The organism is Citrobacter sp. C6_1, from assembly GCF_014596835.2.
GTDB classification, from domain to species: Bacteria; Pseudomonadota; Gammaproteobacteria; order Enterobacterales; family Enterobacteriaceae; genus Citrobacter; species Citrobacter pasteurii.
Genome location: NZ_CP115031.1, coordinates 3950061 through 3971743, shown reverse-complemented (window position 1 = coordinate 3971743; position 21683 = coordinate 3950061). Strand labels below are relative to the sequence as shown.

General features: G+C 54.1%; 21 protein-coding genes. 15 read left to right on the top strand and 6 right to left on the bottom strand.

Annotation, left to right across the window (positions count from 1 at the left end; translation table 11 throughout):
• Positions 1-43 precede the first annotated feature (43 nt).
• The 4 genes from deoA (at position 44) to IB196_RS19035 (ending at position 4139) form a co-directional block, all read left to right on the top strand.
• Positions 44-1366: a thymidine phosphorylase gene (deoA, locus tag IB196_RS19050; RefSeq protein ID WP_188232432.1), complete on the top strand. Its 1323-nt coding sequence runs from the start codon at positions 44-46 to the stop codon at positions 1364-1366.
• A gap of 51 nt (positions 1367-1417) precedes the next feature.
• Entirely contained in the window at positions 1418-2641 is a 1224-nt protein-coding gene (gene deoB / locus IB196_RS19045) for a phosphopentomutase (protein WP_003019037.1), read from the top strand.
• A 103-nt stretch (positions 2642-2744) separates the two neighbouring features.
• Complete coding sequence (gene deoD / locus IB196_RS19040) at positions 2745-3464, top strand: purine-nucleoside phosphorylase (RefSeq protein ID WP_188232433.1); 720 nt, start codon at positions 2745-2747, stop codon at positions 3462-3464.
• A 183-nt stretch (positions 3465-3647) separates the two neighbouring features.
• Positions 3648-4139: a transposase gene (locus IB196_RS19035; protein ID WP_040230203.1), complete on the top strand. Its 492-nt coding sequence runs from the start codon at positions 3648-3650 to the stop codon at positions 4137-4139.
• A 140-nt stretch (positions 4140-4279) separates the two neighbouring features.
• Here the strand turns inward: IB196_RS19035 and lplA are convergent, their stop codons facing one another.
• Both lplA and IB196_RS19025 read right to left on the bottom strand, forming a co-directional pair.
• Positions 4280-5296, bottom strand: a complete 1017-nt coding sequence (gene lplA / locus IB196_RS19030) for a lipoate--protein ligase LplA (RefSeq protein ID WP_040230200.1) — start codon at positions 5294-5296, stop codon at positions 4280-4282.
• A 21-nt stretch (positions 5297-5317) separates the two neighbouring features.
• On the bottom strand, positions 5318-5959 hold the full coding sequence (locus IB196_RS19025) for a YtjB family periplasmic protein (protein WP_188232434.1): 642 nt from the start codon (positions 5957-5959) through the stop codon (positions 5318-5320).
• A 115-nt stretch (positions 5960-6074) separates the two neighbouring features.
• Between IB196_RS19025 and serB the strand changes: the two genes are divergently transcribed.
• From serB to nadR, 3 genes are all read left to right on the top strand, one after another.
• Positions 6075-7043, top strand: coding sequence for a phosphoserine phosphatase (gene serB, locus IB196_RS19020; protein WP_005123935.1), 969 nt, complete (start codon positions 6075-6077; stop codon positions 7041-7043).
• Between the two features lie 11 nt (positions 7044-7054).
• The gene (gene radA, locus IB196_RS19015; RefSeq protein WP_001728171.1) at positions 7055-8437 is read left to right on the top strand and encodes a DNA repair protein RadA; all 1383 of its coding nucleotides are present in this window, start codon (positions 7055-7057) and stop codon (positions 8435-8437) included.
• Between the two features lie 115 nt (positions 8438-8552).
• Entirely contained in the window at positions 8553-9806 is a 1254-nt protein-coding gene (gene nadR / locus IB196_RS19010) for a multifunctional transcriptional regulator/nicotinamide-nucleotide adenylyltransferase/ribosylnicotinamide kinase NadR (protein ID WP_040230198.1), read from the top strand.
• A 99-nt stretch (positions 9807-9905) separates the two neighbouring features.
• Here the strand turns inward: nadR and ettA are convergent, their stop codons facing one another.
• Positions 9906-11573, bottom strand: coding sequence for an energy-dependent translational throttle protein EttA (gene ettA / locus IB196_RS19005; RefSeq protein WP_188232435.1), 1668 nt, complete (start codon positions 11571-11573; stop codon positions 9906-9908).
• Positions 11574-11779: 206 nt separating this feature from the next.
• Between ettA and sltY the strand changes: the two genes are divergently transcribed.
• The gene (gene sltY / locus IB196_RS19000) at positions 11780-13717 is read left to right on the top strand and encodes a murein transglycosylase (protein ID WP_188232474.1); all 1938 of its coding nucleotides are present in this window, start codon (positions 11780-11782) and stop codon (positions 13715-13717) included.
• Positions 13718-13806: 89 nt separating this feature from the next.
• Positions 13807-14133 carry a trp operon repressor gene (gene trpR / locus IB196_RS18995; RefSeq protein ID WP_005123945.1) on the top strand — a complete coding sequence of 109 codons (327 nt, stop codon included), beginning with the start codon at positions 13807-13809 and terminating at the stop codon, positions 14131-14133.
• Between the two features lie 55 nt (positions 14134-14188).
• On the opposite strand, the gene yjjX is transcribed toward trpR, so the two are convergent.
• Entirely contained in the window at positions 14189-14704 is a 516-nt protein-coding gene (yjjX, locus tag IB196_RS18990) for an inosine/xanthosine triphosphatase (protein WP_005123947.1), read from the bottom strand.
• 52 nt (positions 14705-14756) lie between these two features.
• Between yjjX and gpmB the strand changes: the two genes are divergently transcribed.
• The gene (gene gpmB / locus IB196_RS18985) at positions 14757-15404 is read left to right on the top strand and encodes a 2,3-diphosphoglycerate-dependent phosphoglycerate mutase GpmB (RefSeq protein ID WP_005123948.1); all 648 of its coding nucleotides are present in this window, start codon (positions 14757-14759) and stop codon (positions 15402-15404) included.
• Here the strand turns inward: gpmB and robA are convergent.
• Complete coding sequence (gene robA, locus IB196_RS18980; RefSeq protein ID WP_188232436.1) at positions 15401-16270, bottom strand: MDR efflux pump AcrAB transcriptional activator RobA; 870 nt, start codon at positions 16268-16270, stop codon at positions 15401-15403. The genes gpmB and robA overlap by 4 nt on opposite strands.
• A 211-nt stretch (positions 16271-16481) precedes the next feature.
• Here robA and creA point away from each other — a divergent pair, with 211 nt between their 5' ends.
• From creA to creD, 4 genes are read left to right on the top strand one after another with little or no spacing between them, the layout of a single operon-like run.
• On the top strand, positions 16482-16955 hold the full coding sequence (gene creA, locus IB196_RS18975) for a protein CreA (RefSeq protein ID WP_005123953.1): 474 nt from the start codon (positions 16482-16484) through the stop codon (positions 16953-16955).
• 12 nt (positions 16956-16967) lie between these two features.
• Positions 16968-17657, top strand: coding sequence for a two-component system response regulator CreB (gene creB / locus IB196_RS18970; protein ID WP_005123955.1), 690 nt, complete (start codon positions 16968-16970; stop codon positions 17655-17657).
• Entirely contained in the window at positions 17657-19081 is a 1425-nt protein-coding gene (gene creC, locus IB196_RS18965) for a two-component system sensor histidine kinase CreC (protein ID WP_005123957.1), read from the top strand. The genes creB and creC overlap by 1 nt, the downstream gene beginning before the upstream one ends.
• A gap of 57 nt (positions 19082-19138) precedes the next feature.
• Entirely contained in the window at positions 19139-20485 is a 1347-nt protein-coding gene (gene creD / locus IB196_RS18960) for a cell envelope integrity protein CreD (RefSeq protein ID WP_005123959.1), read from the top strand.
• Between the two features lie 60 nt (positions 20486-20545).
• Here creD and arcA read toward each other — a convergent pair whose 3' ends face one another.
• Positions 20546-21262: a two-component system response regulator ArcA gene (gene arcA, locus IB196_RS18955; RefSeq protein WP_001194359.1), complete on the bottom strand. Its 717-nt coding sequence runs from the start codon at positions 21260-21262 to the stop codon at positions 20546-20548.
• A gap of 95 nt (positions 21263-21357) precedes the next feature.
• Between arcA and yjjY the strand changes: the two genes are divergently transcribed.
• Positions 21358-21498: a protein YjjY gene (yjjY, locus tag IB196_RS18950; RefSeq protein ID WP_001541509.1), complete on the top strand. Its 141-nt coding sequence runs from the start codon at positions 21358-21360 to the stop codon at positions 21496-21498.
• Positions 21499-21683 lie beyond the last annotated feature (185 nt).

The window sequence follows — 21683 nt, the reverse complement described above, 5'->3', positions numbered from 1 at the left end:
CCGGCTTACAACGGCCTTCTACTCTTTTCCCCTGGGGGTTACCGTGTTTCTCGCACAAGAAATTATTCGTAAAAAACGTGATGGTCATGCGCTGAGCGATGAAGAGATTCGTTTCTTTATCAATGGGATCCGTGACAACACCATCTCTGAAGGGCAAATCGCCGCCCTGGCGATGACCATTTTCTTCCACGATATGACAATGCCTGAGCGTGTTTCACTGACCATGGCAATGCGTGATTCAGGAACCGTGCTGGACTGGAAAAAACTGCAGTTGAACGGTCCGATTGTGGATAAACACTCTACCGGTGGCGTGGGTGACGTGACGTCACTGATGTTAGGCCCGATGGTTGCAGCCTGCGGTGGCTTTATTCCGATGATTTCCGGGCGTGGCCTGGGACATACCGGCGGCACGCTGGATAAACTGGAAGCGATCCCGGGATTTGACATCTTCCCGGACGACGCCCGTTTCCGTGAAATTATTAAAGACGTGGGTGTGGCGATTATTGGGCAAACCAGCTCGCTCGCACCGGCGGATAAACGTTTTTATGCCACCCGCGATATTACCGCGACGGTGGATTCCATCCCGCTGATTACGGGTTCCATTCTGGCGAAAAAGCTGGCGGAAGGGCTGGATGCGCTGGTGATGGATGTGAAAGTCGGCAGCGGCGCCTTTATGCCGACCTACGAGCTCTCTGAAGCCCTTGCCGAAGCGATAGTTGGCGTGGCGAACGGCGCGGGTGTACGTACCACCGCGCTGTTAACCGATATGAACCAGGTGCTGGCTTCCAGCGCGGGTAACGCGGTCGAAGTCCGCGAAGCTGTGCAGTTCCTGACCGGTGAATACCGCAACCCACGTCTGTTAGACGTCACCATGGCGCTGTGCGTGGAAATGCTGATCTCCGGCAAGCTGGCGAAAGATGACGCCGAAGCCCGTGCGAAATTGCAGGCGGTGCTGGATAACGGCAAAGCGGCAGAGATTTTTGGTCGCATGGTTGCGGCGCAGAAAGGCCCGACCGATTTCGTCGAGAATTATGCGAAGTACCTGCCGACGGCAATGCTCAGCAAAGCGGTATATGCTGATACCGAAGGCTTTGTCAGCGCGATGGATACCCGTGCGCTGGGAATGGCGGTTGTTTCCATGGGCGGCGGTCGTCGTCAGGCATCGGACACCATTGATTACAGCGTTGGCTTTAGCGATATGGCGCGTCTGGGCGACAGCGTAGACGGACAGCGCCCACTGGCGGTGATCCACGCCAAAGACGAAGCCAGCTGGCAGGACGCGGCGAAAGCGGTCAAAGCGGCAATTAGCCTTGACGATAAAGCGCCAGAAATTACACCGACAGTCTATCGTCGTATTACCGAATAACTGTATACTGATCTGATCGCTTTTTTGCGGCGCAGATGTATGGAGAACAAGATGAAACGTGCATTTATTATGGTGCTGGACTCCTTTGGTATTGGTGCGACTGAAGATGCGGATCGCTTTGGCGACGTAGGTTCAGACACTATGGGACACATTGCAGAAGCCTGTGCGAAAGGTGAAGCTGACAATGGTCGCAAAGGTCCACTGAATCTGCCTAACCTGACCCGTCTGGGCCTGGTGAAAGCTCACGAAGGTTCTACTGGTAAAATTGCTGCTGGCATGGACGGCAACGCGGAAGTGATTGGTGCCTACGCATGGGCGCATGAACTTTCTTCCGGGAAAGACACGCCGTCTGGCCACTGGGAAATCGCGGGTGTTCCGGTTCTGTTTGACTGGGGATATTTCTCCGATCACGAAAACAGCTTCCCGCAAGAACTGCTGGATAAACTGGTAAAACGTGCCAACCTGCCGGGCTACCTCGGCAACTGCCACTCTTCCGGTACCGTGATCCTGGATCAGTTGGGTGAAGAGCATATGAAAACCGGCAAGCCGATTTTCTATACCTCCGCTGACTCCGTGTTCCAGATTGCCTGCCACGAAGAGACTTTTGGCCTGGATAAACTCTACGAGCTGTGCGAAATCGCCCGTGAAGAGCTGACCGAAGGTGGTTATAACATCGGTCGTGTTATCGCCCGTCCGTTTATCGGTGATAAAGCCGGTAACTTCCAGCGTACCGGTAACCGTCACGACCTGGCCGTTGAGCCGCCAGCACCGACCGTGCTGCAGAAACTGGTCGACGAGAAAGATGGCCACGTAGTTTCCGTTGGTAAAATCGCGGATATCTATGCGAACTGCGGCATCACCAAAAAAGTGAAAGCCACCGGTCTGGACGCGCTGTTTGACGCCACCATCAAAGAGATGAAAGAAGCGGGTGATAAGACCATCGTCTTTACTAACTTCGTTGATTTCGACTCTTCCTGGGGCCACCGTCGCGATATCGCTGGTTATGCCGCCGGTCTGGAGCTGTTCGACCGCCGTCTGCCTGAGCTGATGGAGCTGGTGGGTGAAGATGACATTCTGATCCTGACCGCTGACCACGGCTGCGACCCAAGCTGGACCGGCACTGACCACACCCGTGAACACATTCCGGTACTGGTTTACGGCCCGAAAGTGAAACCAGGTTCTTTAGGCCACCGTGAAACCTTCGCGGATATCGGCCAGACGCTGGCGAGCTACTTTGGTACGTCGCCGATGGACTACGGTAAAAACATGCTCTGATGCAATTGCCCGGTGGCGCTTCGCTTACCGGGCCTACGGTTTTGTAGGCCGGGTAAGGCGCAGCCGCCACCCGGCAAAAACAACAATATAAAAGGAACTGAAGATGGCAACTCCACATATTAATGCAGAAATGGGTGATTTCGCTGACGTCGTATTGATGCCGGGCGACCCGCTGCGTGCGAAGCATATTGCTGAAACTTTCCTCGAAGATGTCCGTGAAGTGAACAACGTTCGCGGCATGTTAGGTTTCACCGGTACCTACAAAGGCCGTAAGATCTCCGTGATGGGCCACGGTATGGGTATCCCGTCTTGCTCCATCTACACCAAAGAGTTGATCACCGATTTCGGCGTGAAGAAAATCATTCGCGTAGGCTCCTGTGGCGCCGTGCGTATGGACGTCAAACTGCGTGACGTGGTTATCGGCATGGGTGCCTGCACCGATTCCAAAGTTAACCGTATCCGCTTTAAAGATCATGATTTCGCGGCTATCGCTGACTTCGACATGGTGCGTAACGCCGTTGATGCGGCAAAAGCACTGGGCGTAGACGCGCGCGTGGGTAACCTGTTCTCCGCTGACCTGTTCTACTCTCCGGACGGCGAAATGTTCGACGTCATGGAAAAATACGGCGTGCTGGGCGTGGAAATGGAAGCGGCGGGCATCTATGGCGTTGCGGCTGAATTTGGTGCGAAAGCGCTGGCCATCTGCACCGTGTCCGACCATATCCGTACTCACGAACAGACCACTGCCGCTGAACGTCAGACGACCTTCAACGACATGATCAAAATCGCACTGGAATCCGTTCTGCTGGGCGATAAAGAGTAAGTGTTGTGTTGCCCGGTGGCGCTGCGCTTACCGGGCCTACAGCAGTATGTAGGCCGGATAAGGCGCAGCTGCCATCCGGCAATTTTTCGCACTAACTGCGAGCCTCCTTCCTGAATTATCCTCTTCGTATTGCCATTGACTATTAACCCGTTATGTTCGAGCTTTGTTTAAGGAATAAACAAAATGTCGAACTATCGTCGTTATTACATCAACGGTGGAACCTGGTTTTTCACCGTGAATCTGAAAAACCGGAAAAGCGATTTGCTTGTCCGCCAGATTACGGAATTACGCTCTGCTATTCGCCGAGTGCAAGAGACAAAGCCTTTTCAGATAGATGCGTTTGTCGTGTTACCTGAGCATTTGCATTGCATATGGACGCTTCCTGAGCACGATTGTGACTTCTCGTCCCGTTGGCGAGAGCTTAAAAAATTTTTTACCAAATCGATAATGTGCCATGAGATGTGGCAACCTCGCTTCTGGGAACACGCAATTCGTGATGACGAAGATTATCGTCGCCATAAAGATTACATCTACATCAATCCAGTGAAACATGGCTGGGTGACACGTGTGCAGGATTGGCCGCTTTCGACGTTTCATCGCGATGTTCGGGAAGGGATTTACCCCATTGATTGGGCGGGGGAAATGAGCGATTTTGAGGCCGGGGAGCGTCGGTAATGCCCGGTGGCGCTGCGCTTACCGGGTCTACGGGAATGCCGCTATTAATGCCTGATGGCGCTTCGCTTATCAGGCCTACGGGAGCGGTCTTGTAGGCCGGATAAGGCGCAGCCGCCATCCGGCAATTCGCCACCAATCGCTTAACGCACGGCCTTCGTTACCCACGCTGCCAGCTCACGCAACTCGCTTTCCTGATCCGGATATTCCGCAACCAACGCTTCACAAGTCTGCTGTAAAACATCGGCACGATACTGGCAACCCTGTAGCCGCTCTGCCAGTACTTCCAGCGGCGCGGGATTGAGGCTATCGGTGTAGACCTGGGTGCGGGTAATCACGCCTTTTTCAACGTCGAAATGCAGCTCAACGCCGCCCCAGGTGAAACGCTCGTCCAACAGGTGCGAGAAGGCCGGCGCCTGACCAAAATTCCACTCCCAACTGCTCTGGCGGGCAAAGGTTTCGGCAAAGTTCGGCAGATCCGGCGCTTTGTCCGGGGAGATAATCTCGGCTTCTACGCGTTCGCCGTAGTGGGCGAAAAAGGCTTCCGTAATGGCCTGACAGACCTGTTGATGAGTGATGCCCGGTAACAGCTCGGTCAAATTCGCCACGCGCGAGCGAACCGAGGTGATGCCTTTAGCGGCAAGTTTCTTTTTATCGGGATTGAGATAGTTTGCCAGGCGGCTGAGATCGGCATTCAGCAATAGCGTACCGTGGTGGAATCCGCGATCTTTCGTTTCGCGATAGGCAGAACCAGAGACTTTACGATCGCCGTCCGGCGTTTTCACCACCAGATCGTTACGCCCGGAGGCATCAGCCTCTACGCCCAGCGTATTCAGCGCATTGAGGACTATTGCCGTGGAGATGGTTTTGTCGTATTCCGGTTTACCGGCCATAAAGGTAAAGCAGGTATTACCTAAGTCATGGAACACCGCGCCGCCGCCGCTGCTGCGACGGGCGAGCCGCACGTTGTCCTCTTCCATTCGGCGGGTATTACACTCTTTCCACGGGTTTTGCGCCCGGCCAATCACCACCGTATCGGCGTTACGCCACAAGAACAGGACGCGCTGCGTGGCGGGCATCTGGCGGAAAATGCACTCTTCAACGGCCAGGTTAAACCAGGGATCGTGAGAGTCAGAGATAAGCAGGCGTAGTGTGGTCATGGTCGATTTCCTTTCTTTGAATTACTCTTTTTTCTCGTTGTCTTCTTCCTGCACCGGTTTGTTGGCGGTCAGCAGGAAAGGGGATTGCTGCCAGCGGGTACGCTTGCCTTGCAATAATGTACGTGTGAGGACTACACCAATAGCCAGTGACAGAAGCAGCATCAGGCGTAAGATGTTGGTGGTGTTATCCACCTGCTTGGCTTCAGTGGCAAGCGTGTGGGTATCGAGTGTCAGTCGCAGATAGCCGAGCGGGCCGTTTTTGCCGTTGATTGGCTCGACAATTTGCTGGTTAAAATAGCCCCCGGCTTTTTTGCCGTCGAGTGCCAGCCGGTCACGGACATCGACACTCTCACCAGTGCGGGTAATCAGATCGCCCTGCTCATCGTACACGCCCGCATCCAGAATACGGCTACTCTCCGTCAACTGTGTGAGCACCGTTTTAATGCGCTTTTCATCCGGCGTTTCGGTACGCATCAGCGGGGCGACGTTTAACGCAACCTGGCGAGCCAGCGTGCGGGCCAGCTCTTCGAGCTGCGGATTACGCTGCTGCTGGTGGCTTTGACTGAACCAGGATGCGCCCTGCATCAGCGCGACGAGCAGCGCAAGGCAGGACAATACAATCACTGCACGATGAAGTCGGAATTTCAGTTTTGTGCGAGCCATATTCCACCTGCTGAAAATTTGAGACTTAATGTTGCCAGAAGCGCTGGTTACAGGGTAGCCTCATGCGTTATTTTCCCCTGATGATTCCGACCCGAACGATTTTACAGGAGCTTTAATGCCTAACATTACCTGGTGCGATCTACCTGAAGATGTCTCTCTGTGGCCAGGTCTGCCCCTCTCTTTAAGCGGTGATGAAGTCATGCCGCTGGATTACCACGCGGGCCGCAGTGGCTGGCTGCTGTACGGTCGTGGGCTGGATAAACAACGTTTAACGCAATACCAGAGCAAACTGGGCGCGGCGATGGTGATCGTGGCGGCGTGGTGCGTTGAGGATTATCAGGTGATTCGTCTGGCGGGCTCGTTAACGCCGCGTGCGGCAAAACTGGCGCATGATGCCAGACTGGATGTTGCCCCGTTGGGTAAAATTCCGCATTTGCGCACGCCGGGTTTGCTGGTGATGGACATGGATTCAACGGCTATCCAGATCGAATGCATTGATGAAATTGCCAAACTGGCCGGGACCGGTGAAATGGTTGCCGAAGTCACCGAACGTGCGATGCGCGGCGAGCTGGATTTTACCGCCAGCCTGCGCAGCCGCGTAGCGACGCTGAAGGGGGCTGATGCCAACATTCTGCACCAGGTGCGCGAAACATTGCCGCTGATGCCAGGCCTGACTCAGCTGGTGTTAAAACTGGAAACGCTCGGCTGGAAAGTGGCTATCGCTTCTGGCGGGTTTACTTTCTTTGCCGATTATCTGCGTAACAAGCTGCGCCTGACGGCAGCTGTAGCGAATGAGCTGGAGATCATGGACGGTAAATTCACCGGCAACGTGATCGGCGATATCGTCGATGCGCAGTACAAAGCCAGTACTCTGACCCGCCTGGCGCAAGAGTATGAAATCCCGATGGCGCAGACGGTAGCGATCGGCGATGGCGCCAACGATCTGCCGATGATCAAAACGGCCGGGCTGGGCATTGCGTATCATGCGAAACCGAAAGTGAATGAAAAGACGGAGATTACTATCCGTCACGCTGACCTGATGGGCGTGTTCTGCATTCTCTCCGGCAGCATGAACCAGAAATAATGAGGTAAAACGTGGCAAAAGCTCCTAAACGCGCCTTTGTTTGTAATGAATGTGGGGCCGATTACCCGCGCTGGCAGGGGCAATGCAGCGCCTGTCAGGCCTGGAACACCATAACCGAGGTGCGCCTTGCCGCGTCGCCAACGGTGGCGCGCAACGAGCGACTCAGCGGTTATGCCGGAAATGCGGGCGTCGCAAAAGTGCAGAAGCTCTCTGACATCAGCCTTGAGGAACTGCCGCGTTTTTCCACCGGATTTAAAGAGTTCGACCGCGTGCTGGGCGGTGGTGTGGTACCCGGCAGCGCCATACTGATTGGCGGTAACCCCGGCGCGGGTAAATCAACGCTGCTGTTGCAAACGCTGTGCAGGCTCGCCGAGCAGATGAAAACCCTGTACGTCACCGGCGAAGAGTCGCTGCAACAGGTGGCGATGCGCGCGCATCGACTTGGCCTGCCGACGGCGAACCTGAACATGCTGTCTGAAACCAGTATCGAACAAATTTGCCTGATTGCGGAAGAAGAACAGCCGAAGCTGATGGTGATCGACTCCATTCAGGTGATGCATATGGCGGACATTCAGTCTTCGCCGGGCAGCGTGGCGCAGGTGCGTGAAACCGCGGCTTACCTGACGCGCTTTGCCAAAACGCGCGGCGTAGCGATTGTGATGGTCGGCCACGTTACCAAAGACGGCTCGTTGGCCGGGCCGAAGGTGCTGGAGCACTGTATTGACTGCTCGGTGTTGCTCGACGGTGACGCCGATTCCCGATTTCGCACTCTGCGTAGCCATAAAAACCGCTTTGGCGCGGTGAATGAGCTGGGCGTCTTCGCTATGACCGAACAGGGGCTACGCGAAGTCAGCAACCCGTCTGCAATCTTCTTAAGCCGTGGTGATGAAGTCACTTCCGGTAGTTCGGTGATGGTGGTCTGGGAAGGTACGCGCCCGCTGCTGGTAGAGATTCAGGCGCTGGTCGACCACTCAATGATGGCGAACCCACGTCGCGTGGCGGTCGGTCTGGAACAAAACCGTCTGGCGATTCTGCTGGCAGTGTTACATCGCCATGGCGGTTTGCAGATGGCGGATCAGGACGTGTTCGTCAATGTGGTGGGTGGCGTAAAAGTCACTGAAACCAGCGCCGACCTGGCGTTGCTGCTGGCGATGGTTTCCAGCTTACGCGACAGACCGCTACCGCAGGATCTGGTGGTCTTTGGTGAAGTGGGGCTGGCGGGAGAAATCCGCCCAGTGCCCAGCGGTCAGGAGCGTATTTCGGAAGCGGCGAAGCACGGCTTTCGCCGGGCGATTGTTCCTGCCGCCAACGTACCGAAAAAAGTGCCGGAAGGGATGCAGGTCTTTGGCGTTAAGAAGCTTGCTGATGCGTTAAGCGTGTTTGATGACTTATAATTCTCTGTATGCACTGATGTTGTATAATTTCCCGGATGGCGACGCAATGCGTCTTATCCGGCCTACGGATTGATGTTGTAGGCCTGATAAGCGCAGCGCCATCAGGCATTGTTACATGTTTTTTCAGCAGGAGGCTCTTGTGTCATTTGATTATCTGAAAACCGCCATTAAGCAAAAGGGCTGTACCCTGCAACAGGTGGCGGATGCCAGTGGCATGACCAAGGGATATCTAAGCCAACTGCTGAATGCCAAAATTAAAAGCCCCAGCGCGCAAAAGCTGGAGGCGTTGCACCGTTTTCTCGGACTGGAGTTTCCGCGCCAGCAGAAAAATATCGGTGTGGTATTCGGTAAGTTTTATCCGCTGCATACCGGCCATATCTATCTTATCCAGCGCGCTTGTAGCCAGGTAGATGAACTGCATATCATTATGGGCTATGACGACACGCGCGATAGAAGCCTGTTTGAAGACAGCGCTATGTCACAACAACCCACGGTTCCCGATCGTCTGCGTTGGCTGTTGCAGACCTTCAAATATCAGAAAAACATCCGTATCCATGCCTTCAATGAGGAAGGCATGGAGCCTTATCCGCACGGTTGGGATGTGTGGAGCAACGGCATCAAAACGTTTATGCAGGAGAAAGGGATCCAGCCAAACTGGATCTACACCTCTGAAGAATCTGATGCTCCGCAATATCTTGAACATCTGGGCATTGAAACGGTACTGGTTGATCCCAAACGGACGTTTATGAGCATCAGCGGCGGGCAAATCCGTGAGAACCCGTTTCGCTACTGGGAATATATCCCGACTGAAGTGAAGCCGTTTTTCGTGCGCACCGTGGCGATCCTCGGCGGGGAGTCGAGCGGTAAATCGACGCTGGTGAATAAGCTCGCCAATATCTTCAACACCACCAGTGCGTGGGAATATGGGCGTGATTACGTCTTTTCCCATTTGGGTGGTGATGAGATGGCGTTACAATATTCCGACTACGATAAAATCGCTCTGGGACAAGCGCAATACATTGATTTTGCAGTTAAGTATGCAAATAAAGTGGCGTTCATCGACACCGATTTCGTGACCACTCAGGCTTTCTGCAAAAAATATGAAGGGCGTGAACACCCGTTTGTGCAGGCGTTGATTGATGAGTATCGCTTTGACCTGGTGATCCTGCTGGAAAACAACACCCCGTGGGTGGCAGATGGCTTGCGCAGCCTTGGCAGCTCAGTTGACAGAAAAGCGTTTCAGACGCTGCTGGTCGAGATGCTGCAGGAGAACAATATCAATTTTGTGCACGTTCAGGACCCGGACTACGATGGTCGCTTCCTGCGCTGCGTGGAGTTGGTGAAAGAGTTGATGGGCGAACAGAGATAGTTTAAATGCCGGATGGCGCTGCGATTATCCGGCCTACAAGTCGCACTAACCTCGTAGGCCAGATAAAGCATCACGCCACCATCCGGCGCTTAGCGCTAATTACTTAGAAATACGCTTGTACTTGATACGCTTCGGCTCCAGCGCATCCGCACCCAGCGTGCGTTTCTTGTACTCTTCGTATTCGGTAAAGTTACCTTCGAAGAATTCCACCTTACCTTCATCCTGATAATCCAGGATGTGGGTCGCGATACGGTCAAGGAACCAACGGTCGTGCGAGATAACCATCGCGCAGCCCGGGAACTCCAGCAGGGCGTTTTCCAGCGCGCGCAGGGTTTCGATATCCAGGTCGTTGGTCGGTTCATCGAGCAGCAGCATGTTGCCGCCAACCTGCAGCAGCTTCGCCAGGTGCAGACGACCACGCTCACCGCCGGACAGTTCGCCGACGCGTTTGCCCTGATCCACACCTTTGAAGTTAAAGCGGCCTACGTAGGCGCGGCTTGGCATTTCGGTGTTGCCGATACGCATGATATCCAGCCCGCCGGACACTTCTTCCCACACGGTTTTGCTGTTGTCCATGGCATCACGGAACTGGTCAACAGACGCCAGCTTCACGGTTTCACCCAGCTCAATGGTGCCGCTATCAGGCTGTTCCTGACCGGACATCATGCGGAACAGGGTGGATTTACCTGCACCGTTCGGGCCGATGATACCGACAATTGCCCCTTTTGGTACTGAGAAGCTCAAATCGTCAATCAGTACGCGATCGCCGTAGGATTTACGTAGATTGGTCACTTCAACGACTTTATCACCCAGACGAGGTCCTGGCGGAATAAACAGTTCGTTGGTTTCGTTACGTTTCTGGTATTCAGTATTGTTGAGTTCTTCAAAGCGTGCCAGACGGGCTTTGCCCTTAGACTGACGGCCTTTCGCGCCCTGACGAACCCACTCCAGCTCTTTCTCAATGGATTTACGACGAGCGGCTTCCTGAGAGGCTTCCTGAGCCAGACGCTGATCTTTCTGCTCCAGCCAGGAGGAGTAATTGCCTTCCCACGGAATGCCTTCGCCGCGGTCAAGTTCCAGGATCCAGCCGGCAACGTTGTCGAGGAAGTAACGGTCGTGGGTAATCGCCACCACGGTGCCTTCAAAGTCATGCAGGAAGCGTTCCAGCCACGCGACGGATTCGGCATCCAGGTGGTTAGTCGGTTCGTCGAGCAGCAGCATGTCTGGTTTTTCCAGCAGCAGGCGGCACAGCGCGACGCGGCGGCGTTCACCACCGGAAAGATTTTCAATTTTGGCATCCCAGTCCGGCAGACGCAGAGCGTCAGCGGCACGCTCAAGCTGCACGTTCAGGTTATGACCGTCGTGCGCCTGAATGATCTCTTCAAACTTGCCCTGTTGCGCGGCCAGCTTATCGAAGTCAGCGTCCGGTTCGGCGTACTTGGCGTACACTTCATCCAGGCCTTTCAGCGCGTTAACCACTTCGGCAACCGCTTCTTCAACGGATTCGCGAACGGTATGTTCCGGGTTCAGTTTCGGTTCCTGCGGCAGGTAACCGATTTTAATGCCAGGCTGTGGGCGAGCTTCCCCTTCGATATCGGTATCAATACCAGCCATGATGCGCAGCAGGGTAGATTTACCCGCACCGTTCAGACCGAGTACACCGATTTTGGCGCCAGGGAAGAAGCTCAGTGAGATGTTTTTAAGAATATGACGTTTCGGCGGAACGACTTTGCCGACACGATGCATGGTATAAACGAATTGAGCCACGTGGACTTCGCCTCTTTTATAGTGATGAGTAGAGTTTTCAAAGGCGAAGTGTAGCCTTTTTCATTGCTCAATCCCAGCCAGCAGATCTCACTCGCAACAAAAGTAAAAAAGTGTCCGTGACGTGGCGCATTCTGCAATGTCTGGTTAGCATGAATGAATTAAGCGGCACGATGCTGCACAGACGTAAACGACAAGAGGAAGAGCTTGTGGACAAAGCCAAACAATTTACCTGGCGCCTGCTGGCTGCCAGCGTATGTCTGCTGACGGTCAGTCAAGTAGCGCGAGCGGATTCCCTGGATGAGCAGCGCAATCGCTATGCGCAAATTAAGCAGGCCTGGGATAACCGGCAGATGGATGTCGTCGAGCAGATGATGCCTGGCCTGAAGAACTACCCTCTGTATCCGTATCTGGAATATCGCCAGATTACTGACGATCTGATGAATCAGCCCACCATTACCGTCACCAATTTTGTGCGCGCCAACCCGACGCTGCCGCCCGCGCGTACTTTGCAATCGCGTTTCGTGAATGAACTGGCGCGCCGCGAAGACTGGCGTGGGCTGCTGGCGTTCAGTCCGGAAAAACCGGGCACCACCGAAGCGCAATGTAACTATTACTTCGCGAAATGGAGTACCGGACAAACTGAAGAAGCCTGGCAGGGGGCGAAAGAACTGTGGCTGAGCGGAAAAAGTCAGCCGAACGCCTGTGACAAATTATTCGGCGTATGGCGGGCTTCAGGCACCCAGGATCCGCTGGCGTATCTGGAGCGTATTCGTCTGGCGATGAAAGCCGGGAATACCGGGCTGGTCACGGCGTTGGCCGGACAGATGCCCGCAGAATATCAAACCATCGCTTCAGCGATCATCGCGCTGGCCAACGATCCGAATTCGGTAATGACCTTTGCGCGGACAACCGGAGCAACAGATTTTACGCGCCAGATGGCGGCGGTGGCTTTTGCCAGCGTGGCGCGTCAGGATGCGGAAAACGCCCGCCTGATGATCCCCTCGCTGGTGCAGGCGCAGCAGCTGAATGACGAGCAAACCCAGGAGCTGCGCGATATTGTTGCCTGGCGCCTGATGGGTAATGATGTGACCGACGAGCAGGCCAAATGGCGCGATGATGCCATTATGCGCTCGAATTCCACAACGCTTGTGGAGCGGCGTGTGCGCATGGCGCTGGGAACCGGCGATCGCCGTGGCCTGAATACCTGGCTGGCGCGTCTGCCAATGGAAGCCAAAGAAAAAGATGAGTGGCGCTACTGGCAAGCGGATCTGCTGCTGGAGCGCGGACGCGATGCGGAAGCCAAAGAGATCCTGCACCAACTCATGCAGCAGCGCGGTTTCTATCCGATGGTGGCGGCACAGCGTCTGGGCGAAGAGTACGCGCTGAAAGTGGATAAAGCGCCGGACAACGTTGACTCTGCGCTAACTCAGGGACCGGAAATGGCACGCGTACGCGAGCTGATGTACTGGAACCTGGACAATACCGCGCGCAGTGAATGGGCGAATCTGGTTACCAGCCGCACGAAGTCCGAGCAGGCTCAACTGGCGCGTTACGCGTTCAACAATCACTGGTGGGATCTGAGCGTACAGGCCACGATCGCCGGTAAGTTGTGGGATCATCTGGAAGAGCGTTTCCCGCTGGCCTACAAGGATCTGTTTACCCGCTACACCCGCGGCAAGGATATTCCCCCAAGCTATGCGATGGCGATCGCACGTCAGGAAAGCGCCTGGAACCCGAAGGTGAAATCACCGGTCGGTGCCAGCGGGTTGATGCAGATTATGCCGGGCACGGCGACGCATACGGTGAAAATGTTCTCCATCCCGGGTTACAGCAGCCCGAGCCAGCTACTGGATCCTGATACCAACATCAACATTGGTACCAGCTATTTACAGTATGTGTATCAGCAATTTGGCAATAACCGCATTTTTGCCTCGGCAGCCTATAACGCCGGACCGGGGCGCGTTCGCACCTGGCTTGGCAATAGCGCGGGCCGTATTGATGCCGTCGCGTTTGTCGAGAGCATTCCGTTCTCAGAAACGCGGGGCTACGTGAAGAACGTACTGGCTTACGATGCGTACTATCGCTATTTCCTCGGTGATAAACCGGAATTGATGAGCGACGCAGAATGGCAACGTCGTTACTGATCGTGTCGGTTGTGTTATGCTATTGTACTCGTTAAAGAGTACAAAGGGGGAAGCAAGCACGCTTCCCCCCGCAACGATGGCGATAACTTATGACTCAGCAATCACCCTATTCAGCAGAGATGGCAGAACAGCGTCACCAGGAGTGGTTACGTTTTGTCGATCTGCTTAAACACGCCTATGAACAAGACTTACACCTGCCGCTGCTCAACTTGATGTTAACGCCGGATGAGCGCGAAGCGTTGGGCACGCGCGTGCGGATCATAGAAGAGCTGCTGCGCGGCGAGATGAGCCAGCGCGAGCTGAAAAATGAGCTTGGGGCGGGGATTGCCACCATTACGCGGGGTTCAAACAGCCTCAAATCCGCACCGGTGGATCTGCGTCATTGGCTGGAGCAGGTGTTGCTCGGGAAAAATTGATCCGCCGGATGTGGCTTTGCCTTATCCGGCCTACGATTGAACATCCGGCACAATGCTATAAATACACCGCGTTATGAAACGGACTGAGCGCCAGAATCACCGCCTGGTGGTAGACGCTTGAGCGCGTCAGCTTGCCCGCGGTAAAGACACCGATTGCGCCCTCTTTACGGCCGATCTCGTCAATGCCCGTGTACTGCGACATTACCGGGCCGAGCGCTTCACCCAGGCGTACTCTGTCGAGAATGACAGCAGGCAATGGCAACGTGGCTGAACGGGCTTCACCGCGCTGGACGCCGTTATCAATCACCACCCAACTGAAGGTGGCGTCATCGTCGATTCCCGCTTCAATCGCGACCCAGAAATCAGCCTGCGGGTGCAGACGACGCGCGTTATCAACGCGATTTCGTGCGCCAGTGCGCGTTTCCTGGCTTCCGAAAGGCTGTTCCGGCACGCCACTCTCGACGGCGACGGGTTCAATATGGCAGGATCCTTCCCCGAAAATCTCTTCAAATGCCCGCAGAATTGCCTGAATTTTGGCAGGATTGGTGGTCGCAGAGATAACCTTGTGCATAATTAAGCTCAGTTTGAAAATTCATCGCATCGCAGTATAACGGAAAAAAAGCATGTTACAGGTATACCTTGTTCGCCATGGCGAAACGCAGTGGAACGCCGAGCGACGTATTCAAGGCCAGTCAGACAGCCCACTGACCGCTAAAGGTGAGCAGCAAGCCATGCAGGTGGGTGAACGCGCCCGCTCATTTGGTATTACGCATGTCATCAGTAGCGATTTAGGTCGTACACGACGCACCGCAGAAATCATCGCCCAGGCCTGCGGCTGTGATATCACCTATGACTCTCGTTTGCGCGAACTGAATATGGGCGTGCTGGAGCAACGCCATATCGATACGTTGACGCCGGAGGAAGAGGGCTGGCGTCGCCAGTTGGTGAACGGTACGGTGGATGGTCGTATTCCTGAAGGGGAATCGATGCAGGAACTGAGCGATCGCGTTAACGCGGCGCTGGCATCCTGTCTGGAACTGCCGCCGGGGAGTCGTCCGCTGCTGGTCAGTCATGGTATCGCGCTGGGTTGCCTGGTGAGTACGATTCTGGGATTACCGGCATGGGCTGAACGTCGCCTGCGTCTGCGCAACTGTTCTATTTCTCGCGTCGATTATCAGGAAAGTTTGTGGCTGGCGCCGGGATGGGTAGTTGAAACGGCAGGGGACATCTCTCATCTGGACGCCCCTGCGTTGGATGAACTGCAGCGTTAGCGGCGAATCGGAATCAGGAATTCGCAGCGCAGGTTGATCGGGCGATCTCCCGCTTTGGCATCTTCTGCCGGGTAGTATCGCTCGATATCCTGCCCTTTACGGCGCGTCAGGTTCAGCATTGGCATGCATGTGCCGTAAACCGTCAGGATAAACTCCTGCACGCCCGTCCCCAGACCCTCATAGGTAAACATCACATATTCGCCGCCCTGTAACAGGATGGGTTGCGCCGACTGCACGTATCCGTTGGCCTGCTCTGGTGTGAGCGCGGTGGTATAAAACACTTCCTGTTCGTCATCTTTCTCAATGCTGGGGCGCGTTTCATTGAGTCCGTACAGAACCTGCGGGATCGCAGGAGCATGAGCAAGGAAGTCGCGCCAGAACTGGATCCGCATTTCATGACGGAAATCTGAAATCTGCTCAAGCGAGCAGGAATAACTCTGCGTGGTACCCAGCAGTGGTGTATCTTCCAGCGTTACGAATTCATGCGCTGGCATGGCAAATTCCCCGAGGCGCATCGGCGGGCGAATACCGAAAGCGCTCCAGTCCGGTGAACGACGATACAGCGCAGGCGTCTGAGAAAACTGTTTCTTGAACGCGCGGGTAAAGGTTTGTTGAGAGTCAAAGCGATACTGCAGGGCGATGTCCAGTATTGGACGCGCAGTCAGGCGTAGCGCCACTGCGGACTTCGATAAACGACGGGCGCGGATATAGGCGCCAATAGCATGGCCCGTCACGTCCTTGAACATTCTCTGCAGATGCCACTTGGAATAGCCTGCTTTTGCCGCCACATTGTCAAGCGACAAAGGCTGATCCAGATGGCCTTCCAGCCAGATTAAGAGGTCGCGAATAATGCCAGCCTGATCCATAAAATATCCTCATCCTTTCAACAACGAGTACCTGACGTCAGGTATGAGGATAATAGCATTTTTTGCTGTTTTAGCATTCAGTGTTTTTTTTGCTCATAAATGCTTTTTTCGAACATACGAAAGCGTGATTATTGTAATCCTGTGATCTGTATACGTTTTATCTTAGAATGTCGAATAATTGCACAGAGTAACTTTTAAAAATGGTAACAATATGAAATATAAGAGCTTAATCATTTCCTCAATTCTGCTGATGATGGCGCAGGTTGCCCATGCGGAGCAGATTGGATCTGTCGATACCGTGTTCAAAATGTTTGGACCGGATCATAAAATTGTGGTCGAGGCATTTGATGATCCTGATGTCACCAATGTGACCTGCTACGTGAGTCGGGCGAAGACCGGCGGCATCAAAGGTGGGCTGGGGCTGGCGGAAGATACCTCCGATGCCGCCATTTCCTGTCAGCAGGTGGGGCCAGTAGAACTGAGCGACAGAATCAAGAACGGCAAAGCGCAGGGCGAAGTGGTCTTTAAGAAACGGACATCGCTGGTGTTTAAATCTTTACAGGTCGTGCGTTTTTACGATGCGAAACGCAACACGCTGGCCTATCTGGCCTATTCCGATAAGGTGGTTGATGGATCGCCCAAAAATGCTATCAGCGCGGTACCCATCATGCCGTGGCAGCGATAACAGGTAGGCAAAATGCAACAGGCGCTGATTTGGTTGGTTGAGGACGAGCAGGGGATTGCGGATACGCTTATCTACATGCTGCAGCAGGAAGGTTTTAGCGTCGAAGCGTTTGAGCGCGGGTTACCCGTGTTGGAAAAATCTCGCCAGCGATGCCCTGATGCGATCGTTCTGGATGTCGGGCTGCCGGATATCAGTGGTTTTGAACTGTGTCGACGCTTGCTGGAACGCCACCCGGCATTACCGATCCTCTTTCTGACCGCACGCAGCGATGAGGTGGATCGCCTGCTGGGACTGGAAATTGGCGCGGATGACTATGTTGCCAAGCCTTTCTCGCCGCGCGAGGTGTGCGCCCGCGTGCGTACGCTGCTGCGGCGGGTGCAAAAATTCTCCGCGCCTTCATCAACGACGCGCTGTGGGGATTTCGAACTTAATGAGCTGGCCGCGCAGATTACCTGGTTCGGTACGTCGTTAAACCTGACGCGCTATGAATTTCTGTTGCTGAAAACGCTGCTGATGTCGCCGGGGCGCATTTACTCTCGCCAGCAGTTGATGGATTCGGTCTGGGCCGATGCGCAGGACACCTTTGACAGAACGGTTGATACCCACATCAAAACGCTGCGCGCCAAGCTGCGGGCGATCAATCCTGAGCTTTCCCCCATCAATACGCATCGCGGTATGGGATATAGCCTGAGGAGCGTCTGATGCGCATTGGCATGCGTTTGCTGCTCGGCTATTTTCTGATTGTTGCCGTCGCTGCCTGGTTCGTTCTGTCGATCTTTGTGCAGGAAATTAAGCCAGGCGTCCGTCGAGCGACTGAAGGCACATTGATTGATACCGCCACGCTGCTGGCTGCGCTGGCGCGTGATGACTTACTCTCTGACACCCCCGCCAACGGCAAGCTGGCGCAGGCCTTTTCGCAACTGAATAACCGCCCATTCCGCGCCAATATCAGCGGCATTAACAAAGTCCGTAATGAATACCATGTCTACATGACGGACGCGCAGGGCAAGGTGGTGTTTGATTCCGCTAATAAAGCCGTTGGCGAAGATTATTCCCGTTGGAACGACGTATGGTTAACGTTACGCGGGCAATACGGCGCTCGTAGCACGCCGCAAACCCCGGACGATCCGGAAAGTTCGGTGATGTACGTTGCCGCGCCGATCGTGGACGGCGGGCGTATTATCGGGGTGCTGAGCGTCGGTAAGCCGAATGCAGCGATGGCGCCGGTAATTAAACGCAGTGAACGGCGGATGCTGTGGGCCAGCGCCGTATTGCTGGGCATCGCCTTAGTGATTGGCGTCGGGATGGTATGGTGGATAAATCGCTCGATTGCCCGGCTGGCACGTTATGCCGACTCCGTTACCGAGAATCGCCCCGTCCCATTGCCCGATTTAGGCAGCAGCGAGCTGCGTAAACTGGCGCAGGCGCTGGAAAGTATGCGTCTGAAGCTGGAGGGCAAGAATTATATTGAGCAATATGTGTATGCGTTAACGCATGAACTGAAAAGCCCGTTGGCGGCCATTCGCGGTGCAGCTGAAATTTTGCGCGAAGGGCCTCCGCCTGACGTAGTGGCACGTTTCACCGAGAATATTTTGACGCAGAATGCCCGCATGCAGGCGCTGGTCGAAACTCTGCTACGCCAGGCGCGACTGGAGAATCGACAGGACATTACGTTGACGCCCGTGGCGGTAGATGCACTTTTTACCCAGCTTAACGAGGCGCGTAGCGTGCAACTGGTCGCAAAAAACATCACGCTTACCATTGTACCTTCATCGCTGACGGTTGCCGCCGATGCCGCACTGTTGGAGCAAGCGTTGGGTAATCTACTGGATAACGCCATCGATTTTACGCCGGAGAACGGGGCAATTGTATTGAGCGCGCATCCGCAGGAGGACCGCGTCACAATTCAGGTCAGTGATAACGGCAGTGGCATACCTGACTTTGCGTTGCCGCGCATTTTTGATCGCTTCTATTCGCTGCCCCGCGAGAATGGGCATAAGAGTAGTGGGCTGGGGCTGGCGTTTGTCAGTGAGGTTGCGCGATTGCATCGAGGTGACGTGACGTTATGTAACCGACCAGAAGGCGGGGCGCAGGCCTCGTTTACACTTCACCGTTACTTCACATAACTTCAAATTCCCCGCACATAGCTGTTTTACCTTGCTGATATTGCAAAGGAGAACGCTATGTTTAAATCCCCCCTGTTTTGGAAAATCGTCACCTTAGGTGGCGCTATGCTGCTGCTGTTAATTCCACTGACGATGGTCAGGCAGATTATTGTTGAGAGGTCGGACTATCGTAGTGAGGTAGAAGATGCTATCCGACAGAGCACCAGCGGACCGCAAAAGGTGGTAGGCCCGCTGATTGCCGTCCCGGTGACGGAACTGTATACCGAGCTGGAAGGTGACAAACAGATCCCGCGAAAGCGGAGCTACATCCACTTCTGGTTGCCGGAATCGCTGGTTGTTGAGGGTAACCAGAACGTTGAAGCGCGTAAGATAGGTATTTATGAAGGACAGGTCTGGCACAACGATTTATCGGTGAAGGCCGAGTTTAATGCTGAACGGTTGAGCGATTTAAACCATCCCAATGTCAGCGTCGGCAAACCGTTTATTGTGGTTGGCGTGGGCGATGCGCGCGGGATTGGCGTGGTAAATACGCCACAGGTCAATGGAACGTCGTTGGCGGTTGAGCCGGGGACGGGGCTGGATGGACGTGCTCAGGGGATCCACATTCCGCTACCGGATGCCGGCTGGGCGGAAAAAAATCTCAGCGTCGTGTTGTCGCTTAATCTGAGTGGAACCGGTGATTTTTCTGTCGTCCCGGTTGGTCGTAATAGCGAAATGACTGTAACCAGCAACTGGCCACATCCTAATTTCCTCGGTGATTTTCTTCCGGCTAAGCGTGAAGTCAGTGAATCTGGGTTTAAGGCGCAATGGCAAAGTAGCTGGTTCGCGAATAATCTGGGAGAACGCTTCGGCGATGAGAAGATTGGATGGCTGGGGATGCCCGCATTTAGCGTCGCTGTGGCTACGCCTGCGGATCAGTATCAACTGACAGATCGGGCGACAAAGTATGCCATTTTATTGATTACACTGACTTTCATGTCTTTCTTTGTGCTCGAGAGTATGACCAGCCTGCGTCTGCACCCGATGCAATATCTGTTGGTGGGATTATCACTGGTGATGTTCTATTTGTTGTTATTGGCGCTGTCGGAGCATGTGGGTTTTACTGCCGCGTGGATTGTCGCCAGCCTGGTTGGCGCGCTGATGAACGGCGTGTATTTACAGGCGATACTACAGGGATGGCGTAACAGTCTGTTTTTTACCGCAGCATTGCTGGGATTGGATGGCGTGATGTGGGTGCTGCTGCGTTCACAGGACAGCGCGTTACTGCTGGGAACGGGTGTGCTGTTACTGGCGCTTTGTGGGGTCATGTTCCTAACGCGTCATCTTGACTGGCACGCGCTTGCACAGCCAAAGCCCAAAAAGGAGAACGCAACTGAGGATGATGAATTACGGTTGTGGAAATAGGGGCGTAGTGAAATGAAAAACGGCGCATAAGGCGCCGTTTTTATACCAGTCAGGATGACATTAATCCTGCAGGTCGCCGCAGAAACGGTAACCTTCACCGTGAATGGTAGCGATGATTTCTGGTGTATCCGGCGTGGATTCGAAGTGCTTACGAATACGGCGGATTGTTACGTCAACGGTACGGTCATGCGGCTTCAGTTCGCGACCGGTCATTTTTTTCAGCAGTTCTGCGCGAGACTGGATCTTGCCCGGATTCTCGCAGAAGTGAAGCATGGCACGGAATTCGCTACGTGGCAGTTTATACTGCTCGCCGTCAGGGCCAATCAGAGAGCGGCTATTGATGTCCAGCTCCCAGCCATTGAACTTGTAGCTTTCGACGCTACGACGCTCTTCGCTCACTGTGCCCAGATTCATTGTACGGGACAGCAGGTTACGAGCACGGATAGTCAGTTCGCGTGGGTTAAACGGCTTGGTGATGTAATCGTCAGCGCCGATTTCGAGGCCGAGAATTTTATCGACTTCGTTATCACGGCCCGTCAGGAACATCAGTGCAACGTTAGCTTGTTCGCGAAGTTCGCGCGCTAACAGCAGGCCATTTTTACCTGGCAGATTGATATCCATAATCACAAGGTTGATGTCATATTCAGAGAGGATCTGATGCATTTCCGCGCCATCTGTCGCCTCGAATACATCATAGCCTTCCGCTTCGAAAATGCTTTTCAACGTGTTACGTGTTACTAACTCGTCTTCAACGATAAGAATGTGCGGGGTCTGCATGTTTGCTACCTAAATTGCCAACTAAATCGAAACAGGAAGTACAAAAGTCCCTGACCTGCCTGATGCATGTCGTAAATTAACATGATCGGCGTAACATGACTAAAGTACGTAATTGCGTTCTTGATGCACTTTCCATCAACGTCAACAACATCATTAGCTTGGTCGTGGGCACTTTCCCTCTGGACCCGACAGTGTCAAAAACGGCTGTCATCCTAACCATTTTAACAGCAACATAACAGGCTAAGACGTACCGGACACCCAATAAAACTACGCTTCGTTGACATATATCAAGTTCAATTGTAGCACGTTAACAGTTTGATGAAATCAACGTATCTAAATGGTAGCTTTCATCACAAAATTGCAATATTACAACTAGTTGCACGCGCTAATTAATAAATGTAATGAATCCAATCTATGAGAA